The sequence below is a fragment of the Corynebacterium guangdongense genome (assembly GCF_030408915.1).
GTDB lineage: Bacteria > Actinomycetota > Actinomycetes > Mycobacteriales > Mycobacteriaceae > Corynebacterium > Corynebacterium guangdongense.
In genome coordinates, this window is record NZ_CP047654.1 from 1,706,465 (window position 1) to 1,730,451 (window position 23,987).

23 protein-coding genes, 1 pseudogene and 1 riboswitch are annotated in these 23,987 nt (G+C 70.3%); of the genes and pseudogenes, 16 read left to right on the forward strand and 8 right to left on the reverse strand.

Going from position 1 to position 23,987, the window contains the following annotated elements; translation table 11 throughout:
- Nucleotides 1-59 precede the first annotated feature (59 nt).
- A riboswitch (TPP riboswitch) is annotated at nt 60-172 on the forward strand.
- The 7 genes from thiC to CGUA_RS08145 all read left to right on the forward strand — a co-directional run bounded on the left by thiC (nt 170) and on the right by CGUA_RS08145 (nt 6,620).
- A complete protein-coding gene (gene thiC, locus CGUA_RS08115; protein ID WP_290194550.1) occupies nt 170-1,951 on the forward strand; it encodes a phosphomethylpyrimidine synthase ThiC in 1,782 nt (593 codons plus the stop codon). It overlaps the preceding riboswitch by 3 nt.
- A gap of 3 nt (nt 1,952-1,954) precedes the next feature.
- Nucleotides 1,955-2,602, forward strand: a complete 648-nt coding sequence (locus tag CGUA_RS08120; RefSeq protein WP_290194551.1) for a thiamine phosphate synthase — start codon at nt 1,955-1,957, stop codon at nt 2,600-2,602.
- Entirely contained in the window at nt 2,599-3,699 is a 1,101-nt protein-coding gene (gene thiO / locus CGUA_RS08125; protein ID WP_290194552.1) for a glycine oxidase ThiO, read from the forward strand. The genes CGUA_RS08120 and thiO overlap by 4 nt, the downstream gene beginning before the upstream one ends.
- A gap of 8 nt (nt 3,700-3,707) precedes the next feature.
- Nucleotides 3,708-3,908 carry a sulfur carrier protein ThiS gene (gene thiS / locus CGUA_RS08130; RefSeq protein ID WP_290194554.1) on the forward strand — a complete coding sequence of 67 codons (201 nt, stop codon included), beginning with the start codon at nt 3,708-3,710 and terminating at the stop codon, nt 3,906-3,908.
- The gene (locus tag CGUA_RS08135) at nt 3,909-4,694 is read left to right on the forward strand and encodes a thiazole synthase (protein ID WP_290194556.1); all 786 of its coding nucleotides are present in this window, start codon (nt 3,909-3,911) and stop codon (nt 4,692-4,694) included. It abuts the gene before it with no gap.
- Nucleotides 4,694-5,797, forward strand: coding sequence for a ThiF family adenylyltransferase (locus CGUA_RS08140; protein WP_290194558.1), 1,104 nt, complete (start codon nt 4,694-4,696; stop codon nt 5,795-5,797). Before CGUA_RS08135 ends, CGUA_RS08140 begins: the two co-directional genes overlap by 1 nt.
- Before the next feature lie 28 nt (nt 5,798-5,825).
- On the forward strand, nt 5,826-6,620 hold the full coding sequence (locus CGUA_RS08145; RefSeq protein WP_290194560.1) for a YoaK family protein: 795 nt from the start codon (nt 5,826-5,828) through the stop codon (nt 6,618-6,620).
- On the opposite strand, the gene CGUA_RS08150 is transcribed toward CGUA_RS08145, so the two are convergent.
- Entirely contained in the window at nt 6,592-6,951 is a 360-nt protein-coding gene (locus CGUA_RS08150) for a putative quinol monooxygenase (protein ID WP_290194562.1), read from the reverse strand. The two genes, CGUA_RS08145 and CGUA_RS08150, sit on opposite strands and share 29 nt — an antisense overlap.
- A 42-nt stretch (nt 6,952-6,993) precedes the next feature.
- Here CGUA_RS08150 and CGUA_RS08155 point away from each other — a divergent pair, with 42 nt between their 5' ends.
- Entirely contained in the window at nt 6,994-7,401 is a 408-nt protein-coding gene (locus CGUA_RS08155) for a DoxX family membrane protein (RefSeq protein WP_290194564.1), read from the forward strand.
- Here the strand turns inward: CGUA_RS08155 and CGUA_RS08160 are convergent.
- A complete protein-coding gene (locus tag CGUA_RS08160; protein WP_374725036.1) occupies nt 7,376-9,679 on the reverse strand; it encodes a Tex family protein in 2,304 nt (767 codons plus the stop codon). The genes CGUA_RS08155 and CGUA_RS08160 overlap by 26 nt on opposite strands.
- Before the next feature lie 61 nt (nt 9,680-9,740).
- On the opposite strand from CGUA_RS08160, the gene CGUA_RS08165 reads away from it, so the two are divergent.
- Both CGUA_RS08165 and CGUA_RS08170 read left to right on the forward strand, forming a co-directional pair.
- A complete protein-coding gene (locus CGUA_RS08165) occupies nt 9,741-11,345 on the forward strand; it encodes an aspartate:alanine exchanger family transporter (protein ID WP_290194566.1) in 1,605 nt (534 codons plus the stop codon).
- Nucleotides 11,346-11,412: 67 nt separating this feature from the next.
- Nucleotides 11,413-11,940, forward strand: coding sequence for a hypothetical protein (locus tag CGUA_RS08170; RefSeq protein WP_290194568.1), 528 nt, complete (start codon nt 11,413-11,415; stop codon nt 11,938-11,940).
- On the opposite strand, the gene pepN is transcribed toward CGUA_RS08170, so the two are convergent.
- The 3 genes and pseudogenes from pepN to rimM all read right to left on the reverse strand — a co-directional run bounded on the left by pepN (nt 11,937) and on the right by rimM (nt 16,088).
- Nucleotides 11,937-14,378 carry an aminopeptidase N gene (gene pepN, locus CGUA_RS08175; RefSeq protein WP_290194571.1) on the reverse strand — a complete coding sequence of 814 codons (2,442 nt, stop codon included), beginning with the start codon at nt 14,376-14,378 and terminating at the stop codon, nt 11,937-11,939. The genes CGUA_RS08170 and pepN overlap by 4 nt on opposite strands.
- Before the next feature lie 391 nt (nt 14,379-14,769).
- Nucleotides 14,770-15,588: pseudogene (trmD, locus tag CGUA_RS08180) on the reverse strand (tRNA (guanosine(37)-N1)-methyltransferase TrmD); the annotation flags it as partial.
- Nucleotides 15,588-16,088 carry a ribosome maturation factor RimM gene (rimM, locus tag CGUA_RS08185; RefSeq protein ID WP_290194573.1) on the reverse strand — a complete coding sequence of 167 codons (501 nt, stop codon included), beginning with the start codon at nt 16,086-16,088 and terminating at the stop codon, nt 15,588-15,590. The pseudogene trmD and the gene rimM, both read right to left, overlap by 1 nt.
- Before the next feature lie 128 nt (nt 16,089-16,216).
- Between rimM and CGUA_RS08190 the strand changes: the two genes are divergently transcribed.
- Nucleotides 16,217-17,005 carry a class I SAM-dependent methyltransferase gene (locus CGUA_RS08190; RefSeq protein WP_290194575.1) on the forward strand — a complete coding sequence of 263 codons (789 nt, stop codon included), beginning with the start codon at nt 16,217-16,219 and terminating at the stop codon, nt 17,003-17,005.
- 107 nt (nt 17,006-17,112) lie between these two features.
- Nucleotides 17,113-17,451 (forward strand): cupin domain-containing protein, encoded by a 339-nt coding sequence (locus CGUA_RS08195; protein WP_290198353.1) that lies wholly within the window; start codon nt 17,113-17,115, stop codon nt 17,449-17,451.
- Here the strand turns inward: CGUA_RS08195 and CGUA_RS08200 are convergent.
- Nucleotides 17,429-18,574: a TIGR04053 family radical SAM/SPASM domain-containing protein gene (locus CGUA_RS08200; RefSeq protein ID WP_290194578.1), complete on the reverse strand. Its 1,146-nt coding sequence runs from the start codon at nt 18,572-18,574 to the stop codon at nt 17,429-17,431. The genes CGUA_RS08195 and CGUA_RS08200 overlap by 23 nt on opposite strands.
- A gap of 89 nt (nt 18,575-18,663) precedes the next feature.
- On the reverse strand, nt 18,664-19,260 hold the full coding sequence (locus CGUA_RS08205) for a TetR/AcrR family transcriptional regulator (RefSeq protein WP_290194579.1): 597 nt from the start codon (nt 19,258-19,260) through the stop codon (nt 18,664-18,666).
- Between the two features lie 60 nt (nt 19,261-19,320).
- On the opposite strand from CGUA_RS08205, the gene CGUA_RS08210 reads away from it, so the two are divergent.
- Genes CGUA_RS08210 through CGUA_RS08220 form a run of 3 tightly spaced genes read left to right on the forward strand, consistent with a single transcriptional unit; the run spans nt 19,321 to nt 20,894 of the window.
- Nucleotides 19,321-19,746: a hypothetical protein gene (locus CGUA_RS08210; RefSeq protein WP_290194581.1), complete on the forward strand. Its 426-nt coding sequence runs from the start codon at nt 19,321-19,323 to the stop codon at nt 19,744-19,746.
- 33 nt (nt 19,747-19,779) lie between these two features.
- Entirely contained in the window at nt 19,780-20,502 is a 723-nt protein-coding gene (gene deoD / locus CGUA_RS08215) for a purine-nucleoside phosphorylase (RefSeq protein WP_290194583.1), read from the forward strand.
- A complete protein-coding gene (locus tag CGUA_RS08220) occupies nt 20,499-20,894 on the forward strand; it encodes a cytidine deaminase (protein WP_290194585.1) in 396 nt (131 codons plus the stop codon). The genes deoD and CGUA_RS08220 overlap by 4 nt, the downstream gene beginning before the upstream one ends.
- Nucleotides 20,895-20,957: 63 nt before the next feature.
- Here the strand turns inward: CGUA_RS08220 and rpsP are convergent, their stop codons facing one another.
- Nucleotides 20,958-21,479: a 30S ribosomal protein S16 gene (gene rpsP / locus CGUA_RS08225; RefSeq protein WP_290194586.1), complete on the reverse strand. Its 522-nt coding sequence runs from the start codon at nt 21,477-21,479 to the stop codon at nt 20,958-20,960.
- Between the two features lie 341 nt (nt 21,480-21,820).
- Between rpsP and CGUA_RS08230 the strand changes: the two genes are divergently transcribed.
- Nucleotides 21,821-23,968 carry an acyltransferase family protein gene (locus tag CGUA_RS08230; RefSeq protein WP_290194588.1) on the forward strand — a complete coding sequence of 716 codons (2,148 nt, stop codon included), beginning with the start codon at nt 21,821-21,823 and terminating at the stop codon, nt 23,966-23,968.
- The last annotated feature ends 19 nt before the right edge of the window (nt 23,969-23,987 follow it).

Sequence of the window (23,987 nt, forward strand, 5' to 3'; positions counted from 1 at the left end):
CTGTGCCATAGTGGTGCCACGTCGTCCGCCAGACACTGCGGCGACGTCCAAGTGAATACCTGAACCCCCACGGGCGCCCGAGGCACGGGCTGAGATCGCGTTGACGCCGAACGCGAGCACCGTTTGAACCTGTCCGGTTAGCACCGGCGAAGGAAGAGAGGAACGGTCCATGACCGTCACGTCCGCACGCACGCACGTTGAGACAGAGATCCACCCGAAGCACTCCTACGCACCGATCAAGCAGGACGGCCTCGAGGTCCCGGAGACCCGCATCGAGCTCGACGACTCCCCCACCGGCCCCAACGAGCCCTTCCACGTCTACCGCACCCGCGGCCCCGAGTGCGACGAGACCGTCGGACTGCCACGCCTGCGCAGTGAGTGGATCGCCGACCGCGGCGACGTCGAGGAGTACGTCGGCCGCGAACGCGACCTGGCCGACGACGGCCGCTCCGCCTCCCGCCGCGGCGCCGCCAGCGAGGAGTGGCAGGGCGAGGCCCAGGAGCCGTTGCGCGCCCGCGAAGGAAAGACCGTCACCCAGATGCACTACGCCCGCCGGGGCGTCATCACCCGCGAGATGGAGTACGTCGCCCTGCGCGAGCACGTCTCCCCGGAATTCGTCCGCGGCGAGGTCGCCCGCGGCCGCGCCATCATCCCCGCGAACGTCAACCACCCCGAGTCCGAGCCGATGATCATCGGCCGCAAGTTCCTCACCAAGATCAACGCAAACATCGGCAACTCCGCAGTCACCTCCTCGATCCGCGAAGAGGTCGCCAAGCTGCGCTGGGCCACCCGCTGGGGCGCCGACACCGTCATGGATCTCTCCACCGGAGACGACATCCACACCACCCGCGAGTGGATCATCCGCAACTCCGCCGTCCCGATCGGCACTGTCCCGATCTACCAGGCGCTGGAGAAGGTGGGCGGCGTCGCCCAGGATCTGACCTGGGAGATCTTCCGCGACACCGTCATCGAGCAGGCCGAGCAGGGCGTCGGCTACATGACCGTCCACGCCGGCGTGCGCCTCCCGTTCATCCCGCTGACCACCGAGCGGGTCACGGGCATCGTCTCCCGCGGCGGCTCCATCATGGCCGGCTGGTGCCTCGCCCACCACAAAGAGTCCTTCCTCTACGAGAACTTCGACGAGCTGTGCGAGATCTTCGCCCGCTACGACGTCGCCTTCTCCCTCGGCGACGGGCTGCGCCCGGGCTCGCTTGCCGACGCCAACGACGCCGCCCAGTTCGCCGAGCTCAAGACCATCGGCGAGCTGACCCGCCGCGCCTGGGAGTACGACGTCCAGGTCATGGTCGAGGGTCCCGGCCACGTCCCGCTGGACAAGATCCAGGTCAACAACGAGCTCGAGCGCGACTGGTGCGGCGACGCCCCGTTCTACACCCTCGGCCCGCTGGTCACCGACATCGCGCCAGGTTACGACCACATCACCTCCGCCATCGGCGCGGCCACCATCGCCATGGGCGGCACCGCGATGCTGTGCTACGTCACGCCGAAGGAGCACCTCGGCCTGCCCAACCGCGACGACGTCAAGACCGGCGTCATCACCTACAAGCTGGCCGCGCACGCGGCGGACGTGGCCAAGGGGCACCCGGGCGCGCGCGACTGGGACGACGCGATGAGCAAGGCGCGCTTCGAGTTCCGCTGGAACGACCAGTTCGCCCTGTCCCTGGACCCGGACACCGCCCGCGAGTACCACGACGAGACCCTGCCCGCCGAGCCAGCGAAGACCGCCCACTTCTGCTCCATGTGCGGACCAAAGTTCTGTTCCATGCGCATCTCCCAGGACATCCGCGACGAGTTCGGCGCCCGGCTCGGCATGCCGGGAATCGGTGCGCCGCTGGATCCGGACGTGGCCGCCGCCGCCGAGAGCGGGATGGCCGCCAAAGCCGCCGAGTTCCGCGAGCAGGGCTCCCGAATCTACCGGGACCAGGAGGCCTGACCCGTGCAAGAACTCGATCTCCGCTGCTACCTCGTCACCGGCTCCCCGCCGGAGCGCGTCGTCGTCGACGTCGCCGCCGCCGCCGCCCGCGGCGGTGCCGGTGTGGTGCAGGTGCGCAGCAAACCCATCAGCGCGCGAGCTCTCACCGCGCTGACCCAGGCCGTGGCCCGGGCCGTGGCCGTGGCCAACCCCACCACCAGGGTGCTCGTCGACGACCGCGCCGACGTGGCGGCGCTGCTCATGCGGCGCGGGGAGAACGTCCACGGCGTGCACGTCGGCCAGGACGATCTCGACGTGCGCGACGTACGCCGACTCCTGGGACCCGAGGCGATCATCGGGTTGACCACCGGGACCATGGAACTGGTCCGGGCCGTCGAACCGGTCAGCGACGTGATCGACTACGTCGGCTGCGGCCCCTTCCGGGCGACGCCCACGAAGGAGTCCGGCCGCGCGCCCCTCGGGCTGGCCGCCTATCCGGAGCTGGTGGCCGCCTGCCCGGTGCCGATGGTGGCCATCGGCGACGTCACCGTCGACGACGCCGCCGATCTGGCCGCGACCGGCGTCGCCGGCGCCGCCATCGTCCGCGGGCTGATGAACGCCGCGGATCCGGAGGGGTACGCCCGCCGGGTGGTCACGGAGTTCACGCGATGAGGGTCACCGTCATCGGCGCCGGCGTCATCGGCCTGGCCACCGCCTTCGAGCTCATGGAACGAGGCGACCAGGTCCGCCTCCTCGACCCGGATCCGGCCGGCGGGTCGAGCCACCACGCCGGCGGCATGCTCGCGCCCTCCGCGGAAGTCCAGTACCGACAGGAGCCGCTCTTTCCGCTCATGGTCGACTCGGCCCGCGCCTACCCCGCGCTGCTTCAACGCCTGGCCGCCCGCACGGATCTGCCCACCGGCTACCGCACCGAGGGCACTCTCGTCGTTGCCCACGACCGCGCCGACGCGGAGCACCTCGCCGAGCTCATGGCCTACCAGCACGTCCAGGGCATGGCGGTCGAGCGGCTCAGCGTGCGCGAGGCCCGGGGGATGGAGCCTGCGCTGGCCCCGCGCCTGGCCGGGGCGGTCTCGATTCCAGGCGACCACCAGGTCAATCCCCGTCTGCTGTGCGCCGCACTGCTCGACGCGCTGAGCTCCGGCGGCGCCGAGATCGTCCGGGACGCCGTGACGCGCATCGAGGGGGCCCGGGTCATCGGCGCCCGGGGCTCCTACGACGCCGACCAGGTGGTCCTGGCCGCCGGCCTCGGCGCCGCGCGGATCGACGGCTGGTACCGGGGTGAGAACCCGCTCCGGCTGCGCCCGGTCTACGGCGACATCCTGCGCCTCGGCGTTCCGGAGTACCTGCGCCCGCTTGTGGGCCGGGTCATCCGCGGCTTCGTCGAGGACCGCCCCGTCTACCTCATCCCCCGCAGCGACGGCACGATCGCGCTGGGCGCCACCTCGCGGGAGGACGACCGCCCGCAGCCGCGCCTGGGCGGCGCCTACGACCTCATCCGCGACGCGGTGGCGCTCGTGCCGGGCGTCGAGGAGACCACGCTGCTCGAAATCACCGCCGGCGCGCGGCCCGGGACCCCGGATGACCTGCCCTACCTGGGCCGGGTCAGTGAGGGACTCGTGGTCTCGACCGGCTACTTCCGCCACGGCATCCTGCTGGCGGCCCTCGGCGCGCGCGACGGCGCCCGCCTCGTCCACGGCGAGGACCCGGGCACCGACCTCTCCGCCGCCGCCCCACTCCGACACCAGTAAAGGAAGACATGCGCTACATCTACAACGGCCAGCCCCGCGACGCGGAGGCCGGCCCCACCGTCGCCGAACTCGTCGACGCCGAGGTCGGCTCCCGCTCCGGCGTGGCCGTCGCCATCGACGGCGAGGTCGTCCCCGCCAGCACCTGGGAGTCCACCGTCGTCGACGAGGGCGCCACCGTCGATCTTCTCACCGCGGTCCAGGGGGGATAGATGCTCACCATCGCCGACAAGACCTTCGACTCCCACCTGGTCATGGGCACCGGCGGCGCGACCAGCCACGACATTCTCGAAGAAGCGCTGGTGGCCTCCGGAACCGGGCTGACCACCGTCGCCATGCGTCGTCACGCCGGCCGGACCGGCTCGACCGGCGAATCCGTCTTCGACCTGCTGCGCCGCCTGGACATCGACCCGCTGCCCAACACCGCCGGCTGCCGCACCGCCCGCGACGCGGTCATCACCGCGCGGCTCGCGCGCGAGGCGCTCGACACCGACTGGATCAAGGTCGAGGTCATCGCCGACGAGCGCACCCTGCTGCCCGACGTCGTCGAGCTCGTCGACGCCTGCGAGCTGCTCGTCGCCGAAGGCTTCACCGTGCTGGCCTACACCTCCGACGACCCGGTCGCCGCCACCCGTCTCGAGGACGCGGGCGTGGCTGCGGTCATGCCGCTCGGTTCCCCGATCGGCACCGGCCTGGGCGTACTCAACCCCCACAACATCGAGCTGATCTGCTCCCGCGCCCGCGTCCCGATCCTCCTTGACGCCGGCGTGGGCACCGCCTCCGACGCGACCCTGGCCATGGAGCTCGGCTGCGACGGGGTCCTCCTGGCCAGCGCCATCAATCGTTCCCAGGACCCGGTCGCCATGGCACGGGCGATGCGGCACGCCGTCGAGGCCGGGCGTCTGGCGCGGGGCGCCGGCCGGATTCCGAAGCGCGAGCACGCGCTCGCCTCCTCCTCTTTCCAGGGCCTGGCCAGCTGGGCCGACGAGGTGCTGTAGTGGACCGCACCGAGCTGCGCAGAATCGCCCGCCAACTCAACCTCCCCGGTTTCGGCATCGGCCAGGCGCGGCGGCTCAACCAGGCGCGCGTGCTCGTCGTCGGGGCCGGTGGACTGGGCTGCCCCGCGCTGCAGACGCTGGTGGCCAGCGGACTGGGCCGGGTCCGTCTCTACGACGACGACACCGTCAGCCTCAGCAACATCCACCGCCAGATCCTCTTCGGCGTCGATGACGTCGGCCGTCCCAAGGTGGCGGCGGCCGCCGAGCGGCTGCGCGCGCTCCAGCCGGGTCTGGAGATCGAGGCCGTCCGGGAACGGCTGACCCCGGCCACCATCCTGGCGGCGCTCGAGGGCGTCGACGTCATCCTCGACGGCTCCGACACCTTCGCCACCAAGTACCTCGTCGCCGACGCCGCCGAGATCACCGGCGTACCGCTGGTCTGGGGCACGGTCCTGCGCTACTCCGGGCAGTTCGCGGTCTGGCACTCCGGACCGGGCGCGCCGGAGGACTCCCCCGGCCTGCGCGACCTCTTCCCGGTCCAACCCGCCGCCGACTCGGTCCCCGACTGCGCCACGGCCGGCGTGCTCGGCGTGACCACCTCGGTGCTGGCGTCGCTGATGGCGACCGAGACGATCAAGCTGATCACCGGGCTGGGCGAGGTCGTCCCTGGCACGGTGTTCAGCTATGAGGCGCTGCGGGCGTCGTTAAGCAGCCTGCGCGTGCGCCGGGACCCGGGCCGCGCAGCGGTCAGGCGGCTGCGGGATTTTTATGGCTACGGCGCCTGCGCCGCGGCGGACCGGCCGGGCCCCCACCCCGAGGCCACCCGGTTGCTCGGCCTCATCGCCGGGGGCTCGCTGCGCGCCCTCGACGTCCGGGAGGTCCACGAGAAGCTCATCGCGGATCTGCCCACCGGCGCGGATCTGCATCTGCCGGCCTCGGAGCTGACGGCCGAATCCCTGGCCGAGGTACTCGAGGGCGTGCCGGGACCGGTTGTGGTCTACTGCGCCTCGGGCCGGCGCAGCGCCCGCGTCGTCGAGAAGTGGGGCGGCCGGGAGGTGGACCTGCTCAGCCTGCCCGGCGGCGTCAACGGCCTCACCCCGTGAGGCGGGCCGTGCGATACGCTGAGTCTTCATGAGACAGGCATTCGATACGCTGGTGCGCCGGATCGCCACGGCCGCCGGCCCGGAGCGCACTGATCGCAACAACCGGTGGCTCGCCGCGGGGCTGACCTTCACCGCCGGCATGGTCAACTCCGTCGGCTTCCTGGCCGTGTCCGTCTACACCTCGCACATGACCGGGCTGGTGTCGATGGCCGCCGACGAGATCGTCCTCGGCGGCTACTACTTCGCCTTCCTCGCCGCGCTCGGCGTCTTCTCCTTCATCGCCGGCGCCATGGCCTGCGCCATCCTCTTCAACTGGGGCCGCCGCAACAGGCACATCTCCAAGTTCGCCCTCATCCTGTGGGTGGAGGCGCTGGCGATTCTGCTGGTCGGCCTGCTCGCCGACCGCTCCCAGGAGGCGGGGCTGCCGTGGCTGATCGTCATGGTGCTGGCCTGGATCATGGGCCTGCAGAACGGCCTGATCACCAAGGTCACCGAGGCGCAGATCCGCACCACCCACGTCACCGGCATGGTCACCGACATCGGCATCGAACTGGGTAAATGGCTCTACCGCAACCCGGCCGGCGACCCGGACCCGGTCCTGCCCCACCTCCCCCGGCTCAAACTGCACGCCACCCTGGTCAGCATGTTCTTCCTCGGCGGCGTCTTCGGCGCGCTGCTGGGGACGTGGATCGGTTTCTACACCGTGCTCCCGGCGGCGGGCATCCTGCTGCTTCTCGCCTTCTACCCGGTGTACGTGGACTTCCGCTACGGGAAGTTCCGGCCGGGCAAGGTGCTCAGGCGCGCCAGGTCCGGAACACGGTGAGATAGGGCCTGGCCGTGGAGTCCGCCAACTGTGCGACCAGCTCGGGCGGCAGCTCCCCCAGCAGTTCCCCGTGCACGTCGGAGGCGGTGTCGACCAGCGCCCGGTTGAGTTCCTCCCCGATGCTGTCCTGATGAGCCAGCGCCGCCGCCACGTCGACGAACTCCTCGACGACCACGGCGCTGCCCCGGTCCGGCGCCATGAACACGTCGTAGCGGGTGGTGCCGGGCTCGTCGTTGAGGACGATCTCCCGTGCCTGACGGGAGAGTTCCTCGAAGCGACCGGCCTGGCCCGGACGGAACGTGAAGTGGACGATTCCCGTGATCTGGGTCATACTTGCCAGCGTAGCCCGCAGAGTCCGGACCCGGGAGGGACCTTGAGAATCTACCGCGCCGTCATCCGGGTCCTGGTCGGCGTGACATTCGTCCTCGGCGGCGTCCACCTCATTCTGGGCCAGACCAGCCCGGGGGCCTACGCCGCCTTCGCCGACACCACGCTGCTCCCCTGGCTCGCCGACCTGTGGCGCGGCTTCGGCATGGACAACATCGGGTGGCTGACGATCTCCCTCGCGGGGTACGAGATCGCCTGCGGCTTGGGTCTCGCGTTTCGCCCCACGCTGCGCCCCGCCGCCTGGGGAATCCTCGCGTTCCTCGTCTTCATCACCGTCGTCGGCTACGGCTACCCGACGGCCTCCCCGCTGGAGGACGTCCTCAAGAACCGGCTGGCCACGGCCGTCTTGGCCCTGCTGGTTCTGCCGCTCACTTTCCGAAGCCCGCGCGCGTGAGGGCGTCGGCCATCGACCCTGCCGAGTTGGGGCCGCCGCGTTTCTGCGCCGAGCCGGCGCGCTTCGTGGGCGCGCCGCCCCGCTTCGGCTGGGCGCCGCGCCTGGCCCGCTTCTCGGCGCCCGGCTCATCGTCCAGCCGCAGCGACAGCCCGATGCGCTGGCGCTCGACGTCGACCTCCATGACCTTGACCTTGACCACCTGGCCGGAGCGGACCACCTCGCGGGGGTCGCTGACGAACTTCTCGCTCATTGCGGAAACGTGGACGAGGCCGTCCTGGTGGACGCCGAGGTCGACGAAGGCGCCGAAGGCCGCGACGTTGGTGACGGTGCCCTCGAGGATCATGCCCGGCGTGAGGTGGGAGACCTTCTCCACGCCCTCCCGGAAGGTGGCGGTCCGGAACTCCGGGCGCGGATCCCGGCCGGGCTTGTCCAGCTCGGCGATGATGTCAGTGACCGTCGGGACGCCGAAACGCTCGTCGGCGAAGTCGGCCGGGTTCAGCGACGACAGCACGCGGGTGTTGCCGATGAGCTCCGCGACGCCCAGGCCGGTGGCCTGCGAGATCTTCTCGACCACCGGGTAGGACTCCGGGTGGACGGCGGAGGCGTCCAGCGGGTTCTCGCCGCGGTTGATGCGCAGGAAGCCGGCGCACTGCTGGTAGGCCTTCGGTCCCAGGCGAGGGACCTTGCCCAGCTGCCTGCGGCTGGTGAAGAGACCGTGCTCGTCGCGGTAGTCGACGATGTTGCGGGCCAGCGTGGGGGTGACGCCGGCGACGCGCTCCAGCAGCGGCGCCGAGGCGGTGTTGACGTTGACGCCGACGGCGTTGACCGCGTCCTCGACCACCCCGTCAAGCGTGCGGGCCAGCGCGGTCTGGTTGACGTCGTGCTGGTACTGGCCGACGCCGATGGACTTCGGGTCGATCTTGACCAGCTCGGCGAGCGGATCCTGCAGGCGACGGGCGATGGACACGGCCCCGCGCAGGGAGACGTCCATCGAGGGGAACTCGGCGGCGGCGATCGCGGAGGCGGAGTACACCGACGCCCCCGACTCGGAGACGGTCACCGGGTGCGGCTTCTTTCCGCCGGCCTGCCCGATCAGCGCCGAGATGTCCTCGGCCAGCTTCACCGTCTCTCGCGAGGCGGTCCCGTTGCCGACGGCGATCAGATCCACCGAGTGGGTCGCCACCAGGCCGGCGAGTTCCTGCAGGGCCGGCTGCCAGGCGTTCTGCGGCTGGTGCGGGTAGACGATCGCGGTGTCGAGGACTTTGCCGGTGGCGTCGACGACGGCGCATTTGACGCCGTTGCGGTAGCCGGGGTCCAGGCCGAGGGTGGCGCGCTGCCCGGCCGGGGCGGCCAGCAGCACGTCACGCAGGTTCGTGGCGAAGATCTCCAGCGCCCCCTCCTCCGCCCTCTCCTTCAGGCGCATGCGTACGTCCAGGCCCGAGGAGATGACCAGCTTGGTGCGCCAGCCGAAGTGCACGGCGTCGGCGGCCCACCGGCTGCGCGCGGTGGGCAGGTCGAAGCGGGCGGCGATCATGTTTTCGTAGAGTTCGTCCTCGCCGGGGTCGAGGGTGAGCTGGAGCACGCCCTCCTTCTCCCCGCGCAGGAGCGCGAGGATCCGGTGCGACGGCAGCGTCGTGAAGGGCTCCGAGAACTCGAAGTAGTCCTTGTACTTGGCTCCCTCGGCCTCCTTGCCCGCCACGACGCCGGCGGTCATCGTTCCCTGGGCGTACATCTTCTCGCGTACGTCGCCGACGAGGTCGGCGTCGACGGCGAAACGGTCGATGAGGATGGCGCGCGCACCGTCGAGTACGGCCTTGGTCTCGGCGAAGCCCTCGGTGAGAAAGCCCTCGGCCAGGGAGGCGGGATCGGCGTCGGGGGCGTCGAGGAGCTTGTCGACGAGCGGCTCCAGCCCGGCCTCGCGGGCGATGTCAGCCCTGGTTCGGCGGCGCTTCTTGTACGGGAGGTAGAGGTCCTCGAGGCGGGCCTTGGTGTCGGCGACGAGGATCTCGGCTCTGAGTTCCTCGGTGAGTTTGCCCTGCTCCTCGATCGCGGCGAGGACGGCGTCCCTGCGCTCCGCGAGTTCGGTGAGGTAGGTGTGACGTTCCTCCACCGTGCGCAGCTGGGTGTCGTCCAGCCCGCCCGTCGCCTCCTTGCGGTACCGGGCGATGAAGGGGACGGTGTTTCCCTCTGCGAGCAGGGCCAACGCGGCTTCTACCTGCGCGGGGCGCACGCCCTGTCCGAGTTCCTCAGCGATGATCGTGGCGTTCGACGAAATCATTCGTTCGACTGTAGTCCACGCCCGAGGTAGGTAGCATCACTGTGCAGGAGGTTCGGGTGACGTGACGGAATTTTTCAGGTATCTGGCGGAGCAGCCCATTTTGCTCGTTTTTCTCCTCATCGGCGCGGGCATGGCCCTGGGCGGAGTCCGGATTCGGGGGGTCAGCCTCGGCGCCGCGGCGGTGCTCTTTCTCGGCATCGCCACCGCGGCGGCCGCCTCCTCGGTCGGGGTGGAGACCGCGGTGCCGCCGCTGATCGGGACGATGGGCCTGGTGGTCTTCGCCTTCGGCATCGGGAACAACTCCGGCGTCACGTTCTTCCAGTCCCTGAAGACCGCGACGGCGCCGGTGGCGGCGATGGTCGGCGTCTTCCTCCTGGCCGCGCTCCTCGCGTGGGGCCTGGGCACCCTCGTCCTCGGCCTCGACGTCGCCACCGTCGCCGGCACCTTCGCCGGCGCGGTGACCAACACCCCGGCCCTGGCGGCGGCTTCCGAGGCTTCCGGGGACGCGCAGTCCGCGACCGTCGGGTACGCGGTGGCCTACCTCTTCGGCGTCATCGGCATGATGATCGTCGCGGTCCTCGTGCTTCGCGACGCCGGCAACGACGACGACACCGCTTCCCCGGTGGTGCGCATGCACATGGAGATTTCCCGGGCGGGCGGCGTCAGCGTCGCCGAGATCATCGCCACCGGCCGGGACCAGGTGCAGATCACGCGGCTGCGGCGGGCGGACGCCGAGGAGATCGTCATCCCTGACCGTTTCGACATCCTCCACCCCGGCGACGTGGTCACCGTCGTGGGCGCCCCGGAATTCCTCGACTCGCTCATGCCCGGGATCGGGCGGGAGACCTCCCAGGTCCTTGATGAGAGCCGCCACGACCTCGACTTCCGGCGGATCACCATTTCCCGGCACGACCTGGCCGGCCGCACCGTCGCCGACCTCAACGAGGAGCTCGCCGAGCGTTGGGGGGCCCGCGTCTCCCGGGTGCGCCGCGCCGACCAGGATCAGCTCGCGATTCCCGGCTACATCCTCGAGCTCGGCGACCGCGTCCGCGTCGTCGCCCCCTCGGCGCAGCTGCCGAAGATATCGAAGTTCCTCGGCGACTCCTCCACCGGGCTCACCGACATCAACCCCATCGCCCTGGGCCTAGGCCTGGCGCTCGGGATCGGGTTGGGCCACATCGTCGTCCCCATCCCGGGTGGCGGCACCTTTTCCCTCGGCGCCGCTGCGGGGGTGCTCATCGTCGCGCTGGTGATGGGCCGCATCGGCCGCATCGGCCGCCTGGTGACCACGCTGCCTCACTCGGCGAACACCGTGCTGGCGGAGCTGGGGCTCCTGCTCTTTCTCGCCCAGGCCGGCACCAACGCGGGCGGCCAGATCATCACGGCCTTCACCGGTGGCTCCTGGTGGAAGATTCTGCTGCTGGGCGTCATCATCACCACCGTCACCGGCACCGGCATCGCCCTCCTCATGCGCCGCGTCATGAAGATCGGCGCGACCACGACCGCAGGCATCCTCGGCGGGGCGCAGACCCAGCCGGCGGTCCTGGCCTTCGTCAACAACCGCACCTCCGCGGATCCGCGCGTCGCGCTCGGCTACGCCATGGTCTACCCTGCCGCCATGATCGCGAAGATTCTCGTGGCTCACGTTCTCGCATCACTGGGTTAGAAACCCCGCGGGACCCGCTCCCGGCCTTCTAGACTGGCGGACAACGTCAACCCGGGAGGTCGCTGTCATGAAAATCGTCCTGGTGCTGGCCGCGGCGGCGGCGCTGGCCGGCTGCGCCCCCGGGCTCTCCGGGCCCCCCGGGCGCCCGGAGAGCGTCCCGGAGGCGAGCACCGAGACCCGCACCGTGGCGCAGACCCCCGCGCCCGCGAGCACCACGGTGTCGCCCACGCCGCCTCCGGCGGGCACGTCGGCGTCGGCAGGCAGCGGCCCGGCCCCGCTCCCCTATGACACACAGCCCGGGGAGACGGTCAGCATCCGCGGGGAGGCGGCCAGGGTCTGCGTCACCGGCGATGGTTTCGCGCTCAACGTCGTGGCGGCCGGAATGAACACGAGCTGCGAATTCAGCATTGAAATCCTCGACGCCCTGACCCGGGGACTGAACCCCACCTACGACAACGTCCGGGAGCACCTGCCGAGGACGGTCACGGCGCACAGCCCGGTGACCGGGCAGGCCTACGAGATGACGTGCCGCCAGGACGACGGCATCCTGGTCACGTGCACCGGTGGCCTCGGCGCGAAGATCTGGATGTACTAGTTTCGCGCCCGCACCCGGCGGCGGCGACGCCAGCCGTCCTGGCATTCCAGCAGCACCCGGCGCAGAGCGCCCGGGAGTTCGCGGGCCAGGAGTGCGTCGGTGCGCACGTCCACGACCTCGGAATCAGCGCCGGTGTCGCTGACCGGGTCCGGGTAGAAGCCGCGCACGAGACGGTTGGCGATCTCGATGGGGTGTTCGGCCCAGATCCTCCCCACGTCGTCGAAGTAGCGGTCGGTGAGACCCGCCCGCAATCTCCGGGATCCCGGTGCCAGCCAGGCGCCGATCAGCGCGTCGACCTCGGCGTTCGCCCACCGGCCCGGCTCGGTGGCCAGCTCATAGACCGCGCGCTTGGTGGCCTCGTCGGGCCTGGCCCAGATAGCGCGCAGGTGCTGGGTGTGGCCGTTCATGGTGTCGTCGGCGGCGAGCTCCTCGTCCAGTTCGGCCCGGGAGGCCTCTCCCCGGGCGGAGAGCGCGGCCAGCACGGACCAGCGGATTTCGTTGTCGACAGTGAGTCCGTCCAGGGCTCCGCCCAGAAGCGCGCGCAGGTGCGCCGTCGCCCCGGGCGCCGTCGAACCGGCCAGCGCGCCGATGGTGACGCGCGCGACGGCGAGCTGGGCGTCGCTGCCGGGGGCGCATCGGTTGAGCAGCGTCCAGAGCCGCTCGGACATCCGCGTCGGCAGCTGCTCGTCGCGGGTGTAGTCGCGGGCCGCGACCAGGGCCGCGTCGAGGACGCGGGCGATCATCGAGGGGTTCGGTTCGGCGGTGGCGTGGGCCAGCGCGGCCTCGACGTAGTCGGCGACCGGCAGCTCCCCGTCCCGGGTGAGGTTCCACAGGCTGGTCCAGGCGACGGCGCGGGCGAGGTCGTCGTCGAGCGTCGAGAGGTTGGCCAGCGCCCAGCTCAGGGACTGCCCGTCGAAGCCGGTCAGTGCGTAGGTGTGGTCGGTGTCGTTGAGGAGGACGAAGTCTGTGCCCTCGGGCAGGGACAGCTCGACGGAGGGGCCGGCGAGGCGGACGTCGAGGCGCTCCAGCAGCGTGCCGTCGCGGTAGGCGCCGACGTCGAGGCGGTGCGGCCGCCGTCCCTCCCGGGTGATCGTCAGCCTCGACCCGGTCCGGGCCGGGATCAGCCGGTCCGGGCCGGACGTGCGCAGCCAGGCGTCGGCCCAGGCGCTCAGGTCCGAAGAGGTGTGGGCGGACAGGGAGTCGAGGAGGTCGGCGAAGCTCGCCGAGGAAAACTCGTGGGCGCGGAAGAACTCGCGCGAGCCCGCGTAGAATTCCTCGCGCCCGATGAAGTGCACCAGCTGTTTGAGTACCGCCGCGCCCTTGGCGTAGGTGATGCCGTCGAAGTTCTGCCGGGCGGCGTCGACGTCGGGAATCTGGGCGGCGATGGGGTGCGTGGTCGGCAGCTGGTCCTGGGTGTACGCCCAGTTCTTGCGGGCGCCGGCGAAGTTGGCCCACGCCTCGTGGTAGTCGGTGGCGGTCACGGAGGCGTCGGCGCCCATGAACTCGGCGAAGGACTCCTTGAGCCAGAGGTCGTCCCACCAGCGCGGGGTGACCAGGTCGCCGAACCACATGTGGCACATCTCGTGGAGGATCGTGTTGGCACGGGCCGCGTGCTGGGCTCGGGTGGCGCGCGAGCGAAAGAGGTATTTCTCGGTGAAGGTCACCAGACCCGGGTTCTCCATGGCGCCGAGGTTGTATTCGGGAACGAGCACGGAGTCGTACTTGCCCCAGGGGTAGGGGTAGTCGTAGTTCTCGTGGAAGAACTCGAGTCCCTGCTTCGTGACCTCCAGGAACTCCTCGTCGAGGTACTGCGCCATCGAGGCGCGCGACCAGACGGCCAGCTCCACGTCACGCCATCGGTCGCGGCAGGCGACGTACTCGCCGGCCGCGAAGGCGGTGAGGTAGGTCGACAGCGGCGGGGTCTCGGCGAAGACGCCCGGGGCGGTTTCCCCGCCGTTGGACAGGGCGACCCACCCGTCCGGGACGCTCATCCGCGCCCTGAAACGGGCCTTGAGGTCCGGCTGGTCGAAGCAGGGGTAGACCCGGCGCGCGTCGGAGGGCTCGAAGTGGGAGTAGAGGTAGGTGCGCCCGTCCTCCGGGTCGGTGAAGCGGTGTAGCCCCTGCCCGGTGCGCGAGTAACGCGAGTGGCCGCGGACCTCCACGGTGAACCGCTTGTCGACGGGAACGTCCACCCACAGCCGGGAGCCGTCGAAACGCGATTCGACCGCCGTGCCGTCCACCAGCACCGCCTCGACGCTCTCCCCCAGGTAATCCAGGAAGAGCCGCGGTTCGGTGCTGCTCAGGGTGATCGCGACGGTCACCGGGTAGGTGGCGGCCTCGGTGGGCGCGCCGGTGACGTCGAGGTGCACCTCGTAGCTCTCGAGCGTGATGGTGGCGCTGCGGTGGCGGGCGTCGGCAAGCGTGAGTGCGTAGGTCATGCCCCCAGGCTAGCGGCTAGGGGTTCGGGTGCTGCCAGGCGCAGACGGCGGTCACGCCGCCCTCGGCGTGCCCGTCGTAGGAGGAGCCGTACCAGTAGGTCTTCTCCGGGAAGGCGGCGAGCACCGCCTTGGTGATCTCCCGGTGCGGCAGCGCCGAGCGGCCGTTGACGATGACGCGGTAGACCGGATCCAGCGCCGCGCCGTCGTTCTCGGACTGGTACTGGGTGACGAGCACGTTGTCGGGCTCGCAGGTCAGGTCAACGGTCTCGGCGAGGATCTCGCTGACGTCGAAGCCCTTCCGGCGGGCCTTCTTCGGGAGTTTCTTCGCGATCTGTCCCCACTCCGCGGTGCTGAGCAGCACGTTGATCTCGGTGTGGACGTCGCGCTCGTTGAGCAGGCGCAGGTCGGTGTCGGAGAGTTCGACGGTCTCCAGCAGCTCCGGGCGGACGGCCTTCGTCTTCTTCAGCGACTGCTCGCGCCGCCACAGGTCAATGGCCTGGTGGTTGCCGCCGGTGAGCACCTCCGGAACCTCGAGGCCGCGCCAGACGCGCGGCTTGGTGTAGCTGGGTCCCTCGAGCAACCCGTCGGAGAAGGAGTCCTCCTGGTGGCTGGCCTGGTTGCCGAGCACGCCCGGGATGAGCCGGACCACCGCCTCGGCGATGACGAGCACCGCCACCTCCCCGCCGATGAGCACGTAGTCGCCGATGGAGACCTCACGCACGCGGTAGCGGTTGGCGGCGTCCTCGATGACGCGCTGGTCGATGCCCTCGTAACGCCCGCAGGCGAAGACGATGTGCTCCTCGGTCGACCACGCCCGCGCGTCGGCCTGGGTGAAGGGTCTGCCGGTCGGCGTCGGCACCAGCAGCAGGGGCAGCTCGGCGTCCTCCCGCTCCCCGTAGGCCTGCTTCTCGACGCCCGCGACGTCGTCGTGGCGGGGCTTGTCGACGTGCGGGGACGCGCTGCTCAGCTCGCCCGCCACGCGCCCGGCCGCCACGTCGTCGAGCGCCGGGCCCCACACCTCGGGCTTCATGACCATGCCGGGTCCGCCGCCGAAGGGGGTGTCGTCGACGGAGCGGTGCCGGTCGGTGGCCCAGTCGCGCAGGTCGTGGACCCCGACGGAGAGGATGCCCTCCTCGATGGCCTTGCCCAGCAGGGCGTGGCGCAGGGGTTCAAGGTACTCGGGGAAGATGGTGACGACGTCGAGGCGCATCAGAGTTCCAGCAGTCCTTCCGGCGGGGTGACGGTGAGGGTCCCGGCCGCCAGGTCGACCTCGGGGACGATGTCGTGGACGAAGGGGATCATGGCCTCCTTGCCGCCGGCCAGGCGCACCTCCAACGTGGTGCGTGGGCCGACGTGCATGACGCCGGTGACCTCGCCGATGTCCTCGCCCTCGCGGAGGACGCGCAGGCCCTCGAGCTGGTGGTCGTAGAAGCCGTCGTCCTCCTCGTCCTCGAGGGGCTCGGCGAAGAAGCGCATGCCACGCAGGGTGTCGGCCTCGGTACGGTCGGCGATCTCCTCGAAGGTCAGCAGCAGGCGACCCTTGTGAGGGCGCGCGCTGGCGATGGTGAGGTCGCGCTCGCGGTTCGCCTGGCGCCCGTGCAGCACCTCACCCAGCGCGAAGCGCAGCTCCGGTTCGTCGGTGGTGACATCGACGGAGACTTCCCCGCGGATGCCGTGCGACTTGATCACTCGGCCGATCATCAGTTCCATGGTCCCTGATTCTAGCCGGGGCGGACGGGGGAATTTTGTATCACCTGGGCACACCCCCTGTACAGCGCTTTCGGAGTGCCCTAGACTCGCCCCCATTAATTAAGGCTTGCCTAACCTAAGGATGTTCCATGAGCGCTGTACTGCCCGGCCACGACCGCCCCGTCGACAAGCTCGGGGGCCACTGGATCCTCGCGCGCGTGGGCAAGAAGGTCCTGCGCCCCGGCGGCCGCGAAACCACCGACTACCTGCTGGCGCACTCCCCCATCGCCGGACACGACGTCATCGAGTTCGCACCCGGCCTGGGTGTGACCGCCGCCGCCCTGCTCGAGCGCGGGCCCGCAAGCTACGTCGGCGTCGACGCCGACCCGCACGCCGCCGCCCAGCTGCAGTCCCGCATCCCCGCCACCGCCCGCACCGTCGTCGCCGACTGCGCCGCCACCGGGCTGCCCGCTGCCAGCGCCGACGTCGTCATCGGCGAGGCGATGCTGACGATGCAGACCGACCGCAACAAACTGGCCATCATGCGCGAGGCTCACCGCCTCCTGCGCCCCGGCGGCGTCTACGCCATCCACGAAATGGGGCTGGCCCCCGAGGCCATCCCCGAGGCGGTGAAGGTCGACATCCGCAAGGCTCTGGCCCGCTCCATCCGGGTCAACTCCCGCCCCCTCACCCTGGGCGAGTGGGCACGGCTCGCCGACGAGGCCGGCTTCGACGTCGTCTCCGTCCACGACACCTCGATGGGACTGCTGGATCCCACGCGCATGCTCGCCGACGAAGGCGTGCTCGGCACAGTCCGTATCATCATCAACATCGCCCGCCAGCCGGACGTGCGCCGCCGCGTGCTCGACATGCGCCGGGTCTTCCTCGCCAACAGGGATCACCTGCGCGGCGTCGGCCTCATCCTGCGCAAGCGCTGACACTGCTGAAGGAGTAGGACATGAAGGAACCTCTGAACACCCCCGGGGACATCCCCGTCAACCGACCGGACACCTTCGGCGAATCCGCCCTCAAGGACTCGGACCAGATGACGGTGCTGGCCGTGCCCGACATGACCCCGGCCCCGGATCCCGCCCGCAGCCGCCCCTCCGTCATCCGCCTGCTGCAGGGCGACGGAGCCAACGTCATCTCCTTCGGCTTCGCCCCCGGCCAGGATCTGCCCGACCACAAGGCCGCCCACCCCATAACGGTGCAGTGCCTGTCCGGCGCCCTGGACTTCACCTGCGGCGGCGAGACCGTGCGGATGGCGCCGGGCACCGTCATTCACCTGCGCGAGCACGTCGTGCACGCCGTGACCTGCCCGGCCGACGCACCCGGGGACGCGGTGCTGCTGCTGACGATGCTCACGGGCGAGCGGCACCAGTAGCGACCCCCTCCGGAACCCACGCGCAGGTCTCGTCCGAGGCCAGCGGGTCGCCGGTCAGCGCGTAGGCCGTCGAGCGCGAGCCGCCGCAGACCTCGGCGAACTCGCAGACGGAGCACTTCCCGCTCCACTGCGAGGGATCCCGCAGGGACCTGAACACCTCGGAGTCCGAGTAGATCTCGCGGACGTCGGCGTCCTTGACGTTTCCGCACTTCAGCGGCAGGAAACCGTTCGGGTAGACGTCACCGACGTGGTCGATGAACACGAAGCCGGAGCCGGCGTTGATGGCCATCGGCGGGCGCGGGCGGCGCGGCGCGGTGTTGGGGCCGAGCAGCTCGGCCGTGCGCCGGGTGAGGTAGGAGTAGAGCTCCCCACCCTCATAGACTATCCCCCGTGACTTCTGAAGGACGACGCGGCGGAACATCGGCGCCTCGGTCGTCTTGATGGCGATGCGGTCGGCGACGTCGGCCAGCCACCACATGACGTCCTCCTTCTCCTGCGGACCCAGGCCCTTGAGGCCGGCGCCGCGGCCGGTGGGCACCAGCAGGAACACGCTCCACAGCTTCGCCCCCATCGCGATGACGTGCTGCAGCAGTTCCGGGGCCTCGCGCACGGTCTCGTCGGTGATGGTGGAGTTGATCTGGAGGCGGTAGCCGGCCTCGTTGACCCACTCGGCGACCTCCATGGTGGCGTCGTAGGTGCCGCCGAAGCCGCGGAAACGGTCGTGGGTGGCCGCGCTGGCCCCGTCCAGGGACAGGGAGAGGGCGGAGCCGCCGGCCTCGCGCAGCGAGGCCAGCCGCTCGCGGGTCAGGCGCGGGGTGACCGAGGGCGAGAGCGAGACGTTGAGTCCCAGGGCGGTTCCGTAGGCGGTCAGCTCCTCCAGGTCACCGCGCTCAAAAGGGTCGCCGCCGGTGAGTACGACCAGCGGGTGGGGCCTCGGATAGCCGGCCAGCTGCTCGAGCAGCCGCTTGCCCTGCTCCGTGTCGAGCTGCCCGGGGGCGGGCTCGTGCTGGGCGTCGGCGCGGCAGTGGGCGCAGACCAGCTGGCAGGCGCGGGTGACCTCCCAAATGGCGATGAAGGGCTTCTCGCCGAGGTCGTGGCGGACCTGACGTACGGGGCTGGTCATCTGCGACTCCTTTTGACAGCGATTAGTCCGTAGAAAATACTACGCGGCCATCCGCCGAAAGTTGGATGCTTGCCCGGAGTCGACGATCCTCACCCCCGCCGGACACCGTCGGCCGGGCCCCTGCGGGAGCCGACGAAATTCAGCGTGGCGTCGATGAGCTCGCGCCGCTCCTCCTCCGGCAGGGCGGCCAGCGGACCCGAGGTCAGGAGCGTCGCCAGGCCATGAACGGTGGCCCAGAGTGCGACGGCGACGGTGGCCACGTCCTCCCCCAGGCCGGCCTCGGCCACCAGCGTGCGCAGCACGCCGAAGCCGCCGCCCCCCGGACGCTCCGGATCGAAGTCGGGCGTGGCGAGCATCGCCCGGAACAGGCCGGGCTCGGCGGTGGCGAAGTCGACGTAGGCCCGCCCGGAGGCCGCGAGCCGCGCCCCCGGATCGGAGAGGCCGCCGATCGCGGCGCGCATGGCATCGGCGAGCCGCTCCGCGGCCACCGCGGCGACCTCGGATCTCAGCTCGTCCTGCCCCACAAAGTGCCGGTAGGCCGCCGACGGGGAGACACCGACGTGCCGAGCGACGCCGCGCAGCGAGAATCCCTCCGGCCCGTGCTCGGCCGCCAGGTCGACGGCGGCCTGAATAAGTTCAGCCCGCAGGTTTCCGTGATGATACTTCCGGATGTTGACGGTGTTCACATCGCCACCGTAGCATGAGGCATGTAAACACTGTTCACATCGGTGCCCCAGGAGGACACGATGCTCACCCTCTCCCGCGCCGGTCGCCTCGCCGCCGGCATCCTCACCCTCTCGCTGCTCACCATCGAATTCGGGGGCGGCTATGTCCTGTCCCTGACCACCGGAAACATCCCCGCCACCGACTTCCAGACCACCTTCGCCCGCGCCGGGCACGGACACGCCGGCATCCTCGTCACCCTCAGCCTGGGCACAATCCTGCTCACCGACGCCGCCCGCCTGACCGGCGGCATCGCCCACCTGACCCGCTGGGGAGTTCCCCTCGCCGCCGTCCTCATGCCCGCCGGCTTCTTCCTCTCCTCCATCGGTGCCGACCGAACCGAGCCCAACGCCCTCTACCCCCTCATCCCCGCCGGCGCGGGCGTGCTGGCCATCAGCCTGGCAACACTGGGCGTTGCCCTGATCCGCAGCGCCGCCCGCAGGCAATAGACTCGGGGATCCCCGACAGACAAGGACCCCGCCATGCCGGCCACCACCGCATCCACGCCCCACATCAGCCCGAACGGAGCCCCGATCGCGGAGACGGTCCTGCTGCCCGGTGATCCGCTGCGCGCGAAGTTCATCGCCGAGCACTACCTCGAGGACGTCGTCCAGTTCAACGGCGTGCGCAACATGCTCGGCTACACCGGCACCTACCGCGGCACCGAGGTCTCCGTCATGGGCTCCGGCATGGGCATCCCCTCGGTCAGCCTCTACGCCTACGAACTCATCCACACCTTCGGCGCGAAGAAACTCGTCCGCGTCGGCTCCTGCGGCTCCATGCGCGAGGACATCGGCCTCTACGAGATCGTCGTCGCCCAGGCCGCGTGCACCGACTCCAATTTCCTGGCGCAGTACGACATCCCCGGCACCTTCGCCCCGATCGCCTCCTGGCGCCTGCTTCAGGCGCTGGTCGACGACGCCGACGCCCGCGGCGTGCGCACCCACGTCGGCAACATCCTCTCGACGGACGCCTTCCACAACGTCGACCGCATGGCCGTCGACCGGTGGGCCCGCATGGGCGTGCTCGGCGCGGAGATGGAGTCCGCCGGACTCTACGCCGTGGCCGCCCACGCCGGCGTTGAGGCGCTGGGCCTGTTCACCGTCTCCGACAACATCATCACCGGGGAACAGACCACGCCCGCGGAACGCGAGAGCGCCTTCACCCGGATGATCGAGCTCGCCCTGCCCCTGGCGGCGCTGTGAGGACCCCCGCCGCCCTGCTTGCCGATGCCGGCACCGCCGCCGCGAACTCCTACAGTCCCTATTCGGGCTTCGCGGTCGGGGCCGCCGTGCTCACCGCCGCCGGGGAGGTGGTGACCGGATGCAACGTCGAGAACGCCGCCTACGGCGAATCGATCTGCGCCGAGCGCAACGCCGTGACGACGATGGTCGCCCGGGGCTGGCGCGAGATCGAGGCTGTGGCCATCGTCGGGCTCCGGGCCGCGCCCTGCTGGCCCTGCGGGGCCTGTCGGCAGGTGCTGCGCGAGTTCGGGTGCCGAAGGGTCATCGTCGAAAGCGCGGACGGTCAACCCCTTTCACTGGACTTTGAGGCGCTGCTGCCGCATTCCTTCGGCCCGGATGCCCTGGGAAACTAGCCCGGAAACGCCGAAACGTGGCGTCGACAAGCAGTCGACACCACGTTTCAGGAAGCGGGAGTTCTACTCCTGGGACTCGCCCTCAGCCTCGGCCGGAGCCTCCTCCTCGGAAGCCTTCTCGGCCTCTGCGGCGGCAGCTGCCTCAGCGGCGGCGGCAGCCTCGGCCTCGGCAGCAGCCTTAGCCTCTGCCTCCTCCTTGGCCTTCTGCTTCTGCTCAGCGATCTTCTCGATGGACGGGCCGTCGTTGGCCTCGGCCAGAGCCGCGTTGAACAGGTCGAGCTTGGACGGCTTCTCCTCGGCCACCTTCAGGGTGCCCTCGGCGCCGGCCTCGCCCTTGTACTTCTGCCAGTCACCGGTGACCTTCAGCAGGGCCTGAACCGGCTCGGTCGGCTGGGCGCCGACACCCAGCCAGTACTGGGCGCGCTCGGAATCGATCTTGATGACCGACGGCTCTTCCTTCGGGTGGTAGATGCCGATGTTCTCGATGGCCTTGCCGTTGCGGCGGGTACGGGAGTCGGCGATGACGACGCGGTACTGGGCGTTGCGGATCTTACCGATTCGCTGAAGCTTGATCTTGACAGCCATGATGGCTCCTTTGTGGTCACTGGGCAGTACAGACACCCGCCACCTTGACTGGCGGGCCGGTTCAACCCCTGATTTGAACTCTGCATGTGACTGACCGGGCGAGGCCACTGGGTGGATCGACACCGGCGCTGATGCAGCATATGAATTTCGGGTGCGACCGCCGTGCGCGGGCACGACGGACAACCTGAACAACTATAACGGCCCACCTCGGCCCGAAAGAAATCGCCTGCCTCCCATGCAACCTTTCCCCGCCCCACTGCGTACACTGACGGCGATTCAGGAACCCATGCCCGGCCCGCACCTCCCCCGTGCGCCGGGCCGTTGAGCACAGAAAGAGCAGTATGACGACGGCAGCCCCAACGACGGCGACCACCGGACGGCACGCGCTCACAGGCACGCCCAACCCGTACCGCGAGGACCTGGACGGACTCCGCGGCATCGCCATCGCGCTCGTTGTCCTCTTCCACATCTTCGTGGGCCGGGTCTCCGGCGGCGTCGACATCTTCCTACTGCTCTCGGGCTACTTCTTCCTCGGCTCCCAGCTGCGCTACGCCTCCCGCGGCAACGCCTCGCTCAACCCCTGGTGGCCGATCTGGCGCACCCTGCGCCGGCTCGTGCCGACAATGACCGTGGTCATCGGCCTGGTCTTCCTGGCGGGCAAGACGATCCTCCCGCAGTGGGACGCCCCGCACCTGACCCAGCAGGTGTCGACCTCCATGCTCTACTTCCTCAACTGGGAGCTCTACCAGCAGGGCGCGGACTACAACGTCGCCTCCGACGGGGTCAGCCCCCTGCAGCACCTCTGGTCCATGGCCGTGCAGGGCCAGTTCTACCTGGGTGCCATCGCCTTCTCGCTCGGGTTGGCCTACCTCTTCCGCGGCAGGCGCCACCTGGTGCAGCGCGTCGCGGGCCCCATCCTCGTCGCCCTGACCCTGGTCTCCTTCGCGTACGCGACCTGGGAGCAGTTCCACAACCAGCCGTTGAACTACTACTCCACCTTCTCCCGCAGCTGGGAGCTCACGCTCGGCGCCGCGCTCGCGGTCTATGGCGGCCGCGTCGTCTTCGCCCCGCTCATGCGCGAGATCATGACGGCTCTCGGCCTGCTCATGGTGGTCACCACCGGCATGCTCTTCGACGGCGCCACCCTTTTCCCCGGCCCGGCCGCCCTCTTCCCCATCGGCGGCGCGGTGCTCATCATCCTCGGCGGCACCGGGGGCAGCTCGGTGGGCGCCGTGCTGGCCTCCCGCCCGCTGCTGTGGCTGGGGCGCGTGGCCTACCCCTTCTACGTCTGGCACTGGCCGCTGCTCATCGCCGCCACCATCTGGTCCGGGCAGCCACGCCCGTCACTGATCGTCGGCGTCGTCGTCTTCCTCGTCTCCCTCGCCCTGGCCCACCTCACCCACCGCTACGTCGAGGAGCCGCTGCGCCAGCACTGGAAGCGCCCGACGCGTGATCAGACCCCGGTGAGCAACGCGCTGGCGGGGCTGCGTTCCTCCCCGGTCGCGCGGGCCAGGGCGGTCGCGGGCGCGCTCGTCGCCGTCGCCGCCCTGGTGCTGGCCTCCGCGTTCCCGGTCATGCTGTACAAGCGTGACCAGGCGATCTACGAGTACCTCGACCCGGCGATCTATCCGGGCGCAGCCGCGCTGGCCGGGGCGCCGGTGCCGGCGGCGGAACCGAAACAGGACCCTTTCGTCGTCCCGCAGATCTTCCCCCTGGCCGGCCGCGACGGCTGCCTGACGTTCACGTACCACGACACCGACGAGTTCGTCACCACCTCCTGGGGCCGGCCCCTGGGCGATCCCTGCGTCTACGGCGACGCCACCGCCGACACCACCGTCTACCTCGTCGGCGGTTCCCACGCCGAGCAGTGGTCGACGGCGCTCGATATCATCGGCCAGCGCCAGGGGTTCAAGCTCGTTCCGCTGCTGCGTCAGGGCTGCCCGACCTACCTCAGCGAGCCCGACTTCGCCGGCGCCACCGCCGACTGCCTCGAGTGGAACCGGAACATGGTCGACCGCCTCGTTCAGGCCGACCCCGACCTCGTCATCTCCACCACCACCCGCCCGCAGGGCGAGACCGGCCGCGGCCCGGACGTCGTGCCGGACACCTACCCCGAATTCTGGGACATCCTCGCCGCCCACGACATCCCCTTCGCCGGCCTGCGCGACAACCCCTGGGGCTTCAACGCCGAGGACGGCGTCATGGACCGCACCCAGTGCTTCGCCGACCTCGGCGACGAGGCGCTCTGCGGCGCCCCGCGCGAGCTCATCTACGCCCCGGTCAACCCCGCCGACGAGCTTCTCGACGCTCGCGAGAACATGTGGTCCATCGACACCGCCGACTGGTTCTGCACCCCGGACTTCTGCCCCGCCGTCGTCGGCAACATCTACGTCTACCGCGACGCCGACCACGTCTCCGAGGCCTACCTGCGCACCCTGGTCGAGCCGCTGGAAAAGGCCCTCATCCCGGTCCTTGCGCAGCTGCGCTGACGGTATTTGTACACTTGCC

Excerpts from the sequence above, each read along its gene's own strand:
- thiC (WP_290194550.1), top strand. The coding sequence starts at position 170 with ATGACCGTCACGTCCGCACGCACGCACGTTGAGACAGAGATCCACCCG.
- thiO (WP_290194552.1), top strand. The coding sequence starts at position 2,599 with ATGAGGGTCACCGTCATCGGCGCCGGCGTCATCGGCCTGGCCACCGCC.
- thiS (WP_290194554.1), top strand. The coding sequence starts at position 3,708 with ATGCGCTACATCTACAACGGCCAGCCCCGCGACGCGGAGGCCGGCCCC.
- CGUA_RS08135 (WP_290194556.1), top strand. The coding sequence starts at position 3,909 with ATGCTCACCATCGCCGACAAGACCTTCGACTCCCACCTGGTCATGGGC.
- CGUA_RS08145 (WP_290194560.1), top strand. The coding sequence starts at position 5,826 with ATGAGACAGGCATTCGATACGCTGGTGCGCCGGATCGCCACGGCCGCC.
- CGUA_RS08150 (WP_290194562.1), bottom strand. The coding sequence starts at position 6,951 with ATGACCCAGATCACGGGAATCGTCCACTTCACGTTCCGTCCGGGCCAG.
- CGUA_RS08160 (WP_374725036.1), bottom strand. The coding sequence starts at position 9,679 with ATGATTTCGTCGAACGCCACGATCATCGCTGAGGAACTCGGACAGGGC.
- CGUA_RS08170 (WP_290194568.1), top strand. The coding sequence starts at position 11,413 with ATGAAAATCGTCCTGGTGCTGGCCGCGGCGGCGGCGCTGGCCGGCTGC.
- pepN (WP_290194571.1), bottom strand. The coding sequence starts at position 14,378 with ATGACCTACGCACTCACGCTTGCCGACGCCCGCCACCGCAGCGCCACC.
- rimM (WP_290194573.1), bottom strand. The coding sequence starts at position 16,088 with ATGGAACTGATGATCGGCCGAGTGATCAAGTCGCACGGCATCCGCGGG.
- CGUA_RS08190 (WP_290194575.1), top strand. The coding sequence starts at position 16,217 with ATGAGCGCTGTACTGCCCGGCCACGACCGCCCCGTCGACAAGCTCGGG.
- CGUA_RS08195 (WP_290198353.1), top strand. The coding sequence starts at position 17,113 with ATGACGGTGCTGGCCGTGCCCGACATGACCCCGGCCCCGGATCCCGCC.
- CGUA_RS08200 (WP_290194578.1), bottom strand. The coding sequence starts at position 18,574 with ATGACCAGCCCCGTACGTCAGGTCCGCCACGACCTCGGCGAGAAGCCC.
- CGUA_RS08210 (WP_290194581.1), top strand. The coding sequence starts at position 19,321 with ATGCTCACCCTCTCCCGCGCCGGTCGCCTCGCCGCCGGCATCCTCACC.
- deoD (WP_290194583.1), top strand. The coding sequence starts at position 19,780 with ATGCCGGCCACCACCGCATCCACGCCCCACATCAGCCCGAACGGAGCC.
- rpsP (WP_290194586.1), bottom strand. The coding sequence starts at position 21,479 with ATGGCTGTCAAGATCAAGCTTCAGCGAATCGGTAAGATCCGCAACGCC.
- CGUA_RS08230 (WP_290194588.1), top strand. The coding sequence starts at position 21,821 with ATGACGACGGCAGCCCCAACGACGGCGACCACCGGACGGCACGCGCTC.